Raw genomic sequence first — 5,101 nt, forward strand, 5'->3', positions numbered from 1 at the left:
GGGCGCCGCGGGCGATGCCGGTGAACACGGCGGCGACGCCGGAGAGGACGTACCCGAGCAGACCGTAGTTGCGGCCGGTGGCGCCGGTGTTCTCGCGGTCGCCGGTCGCGCTGACCATGGCCTCCTCCAGGGAGACCACGCGGTGGGCGGGCACGAACACGTCCGCGGCGGTGGTGGTGCAGCTGCCGGTGGCGGCTCCCGCGCTGACGTGCCAGTCGTCGGTGACCTCCAGCTCGGAGACCGGGACCAGCGCGACGAGTTCCTCATGGCTGCCGTCGGGGCGCTCCACCATCGCGGCGAGCAGGTCCCAGTCCGCCCCCCGGACACCGGAGTTGTAGCCCCAGGTGCCGTTGAGGCGGTAACCGCCCTCGACGGGGGTGAGGGTGCCGGTCGGGGCGAAGACGATGGAGACCCGGGTGGTGCCGCCCTCGAACACCTCCTTCTGCGCCCGGTCGGGGTAGAGGGAGGCGCACCAGGTGCTGGTGAGCCAGACCATGGTCAGCCAGCCGGTGGACGGGCAGCCGCGCGCGACCTCGGCGATGACCTTGAACTGGTCGGCGACGCCGAGGTCGAGCCCGCCGTGGGCGCGGGGCACCGCGGCGCGGAACACCCCCGCTTTCTCCAGCAGTTGGATGTTCTCCTCGGGGATCCAACGCCGCGCCTCCGCTTCCGCGCCGTTCGCACGCAGCGTGGGGACGGCATCGCGTACGGCGTCCAGCACGGACGCCAGGTCTTGCTGACCGGTCACTGTCTCTCCGTCGTTTCGTCGGTCCATCTGGGGTTTTCCGGCACGGCGGAGCCCCCCTGGCGCACCAGGGGGGCTCCCGGGCGCGCTAGTCGGCGACCAGACCGGTCGCGGCCACCGGGCGGTCGATGGCCATCAGCCAGCGGCCGTCCTCGGTCTTGCGGAGCACGTCGGTGCAGACGCCCTCCAGCCGGACCGGCTCACCGTCGGGGCCGGTGGTGTCGATGGCGTACTCGACCCCGATCAGCGCCACGTCGCCTGCGACGTAGGAGTGGGTGACGGTCGCCTCGAGGGTCGGCTTCGAGGCCAGGAACTCCTTGAAGAACGCCAGCCGGTCGGCGCCCGTCAGGGGCTCGCCCGAGAAGTTCGACACGGAGTCGTCGAGGTAGAGGCGGTTGAACAGCTCACCGTCACCGGAGTTGAAGACCTGGATGAAGATCTCGTTCTGGATGTCCGTGTCGGAGGTGAGGTCGGGCCGCTCCGGGTCGAAGGGGACGGTGAAGGAGGTGGCTGACGTGGCCGGCGTTGCTGACATGGGGATGCGGTTCCCTTCGGGGGGGTGGGTGGGTGATGGCTCGGTGGTCATTCCTCGCCCGCTGCCTGCCGTGCGGCACGCAGACCGGACTCGATGGCGCCGTCGATGTAGCCGCTCCAGCCGTTGGCTATGTCGCCGCTGGCGAAGGAGAGCCGCCCGCTGGTGTAGGTGACCTCCGGGTAGAGCGTGGTGAGCTGCTTCGGCTTGCGGAACGCCCAGCCGCCGCGCGCGTAGGGGTCACGGCCCCAGTCGTGCGCCTTGACGCCGATGACGTCCAGGTTCACGCCGAGCTGCTGCACGGCCTTCTTCACCTGGCCGGTGTTCGTCGGGTCGAGCGTGGGATCGGTGCTGAAGGCGACGTAGAGCATGCCGTCGGAGGTTTCCTTGAACGGCAGCAGCATGGGGATCGGGGAGCCGCCCTCGGCGCCCTGGCCGTAGACCCGGCCGGCTCCCTTGCGGGCGTGGATCCACAGCTTCACCGCGTTGGCCACGGCGATGCCCTGGCTCGTCGCGGTGGTGAGCGCCGGCGGCAGGGACGGGCTGAACTTGACCGTGCTCAGGGCGTTGACCGGCATCGCCACGACGACCGCGCCGGCGCTGTAGCGCGTGCCGGAGGTGGTGGTGACGTACACCAGAGTCCCGGTGTCGTTCACCGAGGCGACCGGCGAGCTGAGCTTGATCGTCGGCTTGGCCTCGTCGACCATCGCCTGGAGCAGGGCCTTGGTGCCCTTGGCGATGCGCCAGCGCATGGTGTCGTTCCAGCCCGCGTTGGTGTGACCGGCCAGGGCCCACCAGTGGGCGAACATGGTGAAGGCACCGGCCGTGCTCGCACCGCCGGCGTAGACCGCCGTCTGCCCGTTGACGAGGAGTTCCTCCTCGCGCGTGAGCTTGAGCTGGGTCAGGCGGTCACGCAGCGTCAGCTTGTCCAGGCTCTGCAGCAGGTCGGCCCGGTGCAAGGGCTGGAACGGCTTCTCGAAGTACGTCCGCGTACCGTCGAACATGCGCTCGAAGACGGTGCCCATCCGGCCGAACCCGTCCTCGGGCGTGAACTGCCGCGGACCGCTCGGTGTCGGCAGCCAGGTGGTCGAGATCGGCTCGTCCTCCTCCAGCGCCAGCTTGTAGCGCGTGAGTTCGGCGCCGAGGTAGGGCTGGGTCGGCTCGACCCAGGTCCCGCCGCGCTCGATCAGCTGGCCGCCGTAGGTGTCCGTCCAGGTGCGGCCGCCGATGCGGTCACGGGCCTCCAGGACGAGCACCCGCTTGCCGCGGGCGCGCAGTTCGCGGGCCGCGGTGATGCCGGCGAAGCCCGCGCCGATGACGATGACGTCCCAGTCCGCCGCGGCGCCACGGGTGGCGGCCGAGGCGGCCGGGGCGAGCGGGGCCAGGGCGGGTACGGTGACGGCGGCCGCCCCGGCCGCCTTGAGCAGGGTGCGGCGCGTCGGCCGCCGCCCGCCGATGGGTCCGGTGCTGTGCATGGTGCTGTGTGTCCCCCGTGTACTCGGTGCGGGCCCGCCGTGCGGAACCGGCTTCTCACTCATGGGCCAAGGTGTTTTTCGGTGCTGCGTGCCGCGGCGCTCGCGCCGGTCAGCTCGCCTGGCCGTACGGGTCGTCGATGGCGTAGCGCCACACCCCGTCCTCGCCCCGGGTCAGCACGTCCACCCCGACGCCCGCCAGGTGGTCGGTGGTGCCGTCGGCGCCGGGGATGTCGATCGTCCAGTCGACGATCATCAGCGCGGTCTCGCCGGTCACGAACACCTGACGGGGCTTGGCCGCCATGCGCGGCCCGGCCTCGAGGAATTCCCGCTGGTACTTCCGGCGTTCGTCACCGCTGAGCGGCTTGCCCGGTTCCCAGACGGCGACCGCGTCGGCGGTGTAGAACTTCTCGACCGTCTCGTGGTCGCCGGCGTTGACGGCCTCGACGTAACGTGCGGTGTGGTTTTCCAGTTCCGCGACGAGCTCGGACATGGCGGAAATCGACCTGCCTTCTTGGCTGGAGAGACGTTTGAGGGGAACGTTCAGGAGAAAGAAACGTTCCACGCGGTGCCGCACGGGCAGTGCGGTTGCCCGTGCATTTCCGTGGCCGACACTATTCGGGCGAGTTCAACGTTCCAGCCACGCTGCGGTAATACCGTGGTCTCCCGGCAGCGGGAGGCGACATGACAGTGCCGCCGGGCGACTGTGGGAGTGGCCCGGCGGCACGTGATCCGGTGAGGGTGGGGCAGGAGTGGCCTCAGGCCTGGCGCACCCGGCCGTCCCAGCGCCAGGCGCCGCGGCGCGGCAGCCCGGGCAGCGCGGCGCGCCCGGTGCACCACAGCAGGGTCTCGGCGGGGGAGTGGCCGGTGGGCGCGTCGGGGAAGAGCCGCTCCACCACCGGCGCCGCCAGCGCGTCCGACGGTGTGTAGTCCACGCCCACCGCCTGCGCGATGTCCCGCCCGTGGACGACGAGTTCGAGCACGCCCATCGCGGCGAAGCCGGCCGCGTCGGAGTGGCCGTAGGGGTGCCAGGCGCGGACCTCCGGCGGGGTGTCCCGGACGGTGCCGGCGAGCAGCGTGCCCGCGATCCGGATGCCCTCCAGCGCGGCCGGCACCGGCGCGTGGCCGTCGATCGAGGAGAACAGGGTGATGTAGCGGTCGGTGGGGCGGGCGATGAGCAGACCCGCGTAACCCACCACCCCGAGTGCGATGTGCGAAAGGGTCTCCCGACAGCTCCAGTCCAGATCACCCGCCTTTCCGCGCCAGTCCTGATCGGCTCCCTTTTCCAGTGCCGAGGTCGTGTCCTCGGCCGCCGTACGTACGAGTTCGGGCCATGAAAGAGTCATGCTGGGATGGTCCCACACGGGCCATTGCGGGCACTGGCCGATCATTTGCCGATAATTTCCCGGTCAGTACCCGGTAATCGGCCGGTAATTGCGTGTCAGGTCCCCTCCGGTTTCTGGAGGTGCGGCAGTGATGACCGGGCGATGAGTGTGCTCTTACTCATTTCTCCGAGTCCTTCGTTAAGGTTTTGAACTGCCGGGGAGCGTTGGGGTTCTCGCGCCTCTCGACCGGCAGTAGGAATCACAATCGAGGAGCCGGAAATGGCCACGAACGACGACCTGGCAGCCGTACTGGAAGCCGTGGACAGCATCGTCCCGACCCTGCGCGAGAACGGCCGCGCCGCCGAGGACCGCGGCTGGCTGCTCGACGAGAGCATCGAACTCCTGGAGAAGGCCGGGGTGTTCCGCATGGCCGTGCCGCGCCGGTTCGGCGGGCTCGACCTTCCGCTCGCCGACCAGGCCCGGGTCATCACCGAGATCGGCCGCGGCTGCCCGGCCGCCGCCTGGGTGACGATGGTGTGGGTGACGAGCACCTGGACGGCGACGCTCTACCCCGACCGGGCCCAGGAGGAGGTCTTCGCCTCCGGCTCCGTCAAGATCTCCAGCGCGTTCGCCCCGACCGGTGTCGCGGTCCCGGTCGAGGGAGGTTACCGCCTCAACGGCACCTGGAAGTTCAACACCGGCTGCAAGGGCGCCGACTGGGACTTCACCGCGGCGATGGTGCGCAACCCGGACGGTACCGAGGGCGAGATCATGGCCCTCGTCCCCATGTCCGACCTCAAGGTCGTCGACGACTGGGACGTCTCGGCCGGAGCCGCCACCGGCAGTGCCACCGCGGTCGCCGAGGACGTCTTCGTGCCCGCCCACCACGCCGTGTCCTTCGAGGAGGTCATGGTCAGCGCGACCGGCGACCGCTCCAACACGGGTGCCACCGGCCGCAACTACGGCCTGCTCAGCTTCGTCATGGCCGAGTGCGCCGCCGTGTTCATCGGCATCGCCCGCGGCGCCT

6 protein-coding genes are annotated in these 5,101 nt (G+C 70.4%); 1 reads left to right on the forward strand and 5 read right to left on the reverse strand.

Annotated features, from left to right (window positions below; all coding sequences use genetic code 11):
* The 5 genes from ACFCXS_RS39235 to ACFCXS_RS39255 all read right to left on the reverse strand — a co-directional run.
* A partial coding sequence (locus ACFCXS_RS39235) for an acyl-CoA dehydrogenase family protein (protein ID WP_376648127.1) occupies nt 1-748 on the reverse strand: 748 nt, incomplete at its 3' end.
* A gap of 85 nt (nt 749-833) precedes the next feature.
* Complete coding sequence (locus ACFCXS_RS39240) at nt 834-1,280, reverse strand: YybH family protein (protein WP_376648128.1); 447 nt, start codon at nt 1,278-1,280, stop codon at nt 834-836.
* A 47-nt stretch (nt 1,281-1,327) separates the two neighbouring features.
* Entirely contained in the window at nt 1,328-2,752 is a 1,425-nt protein-coding gene (locus ACFCXS_RS39245; protein WP_376648129.1) for a flavin monoamine oxidase family protein, read from the reverse strand.
* Nucleotides 2,753-2,861: 109 nt separating this feature from the next.
* A complete protein-coding gene (locus ACFCXS_RS39250) occupies nt 2,862-3,242 on the reverse strand; it encodes a YybH family protein (protein ID WP_376648130.1) in 381 nt (126 codons plus the stop codon).
* Nucleotides 3,243-3,507: 265 nt separating this feature from the next.
* On the reverse strand, nt 3,508-4,095 hold the full coding sequence (locus ACFCXS_RS39255; RefSeq protein ID WP_376648131.1) for a maleylpyruvate isomerase N-terminal domain-containing protein: 588 nt from the start codon (nt 4,093-4,095) through the stop codon (nt 3,508-3,510).
* 258 nt (nt 4,096-4,353) lie between these two features.
* Here ACFCXS_RS39255 and ACFCXS_RS39260 point away from each other — a divergent pair.
* On the forward strand, nt 4,354-5,101 hold a 748-nt coding region (locus tag ACFCXS_RS39260), incomplete at its 3' end, for an acyl-CoA dehydrogenase family protein (RefSeq protein ID WP_376648132.1).

Source organism: Streptomyces sp. NPDC056373, assembly GCF_042262425.1.
Classification (GTDB): Bacteria; Actinomycetota; Actinomycetes; order Streptomycetales; family Streptomycetaceae; genus Streptomyces.

What these genes read in the sequence shown, in the direction of transcription:
- ACFCXS_RS39245 (WP_376648129.1), bottom strand. Translation starts at nt 2,752, where the DNA reads ATGCACAGCACCGGACCCATCGGCGGGCGGCGGCCGACGCGCCGCACC.
- ACFCXS_RS39255 (WP_376648131.1), bottom strand. Translation starts at nt 4,095, where the DNA reads ATGACTCTTTCATGGCCCGAACTCGTACGTACGGCGGCCGAGGACACG.
- ACFCXS_RS39240 (WP_376648128.1), bottom strand. Translation starts at nt 1,280, where the DNA reads ATGTCAGCAACGCCGGCCACGTCAGCCACCTCCTTCACCGTCCCCTTC.
- ACFCXS_RS39250 (WP_376648130.1), bottom strand. Translation starts at nt 3,242, where the DNA reads ATGTCCGAGCTCGTCGCGGAACTGGAAAACCACACCGCACGTTACGTC.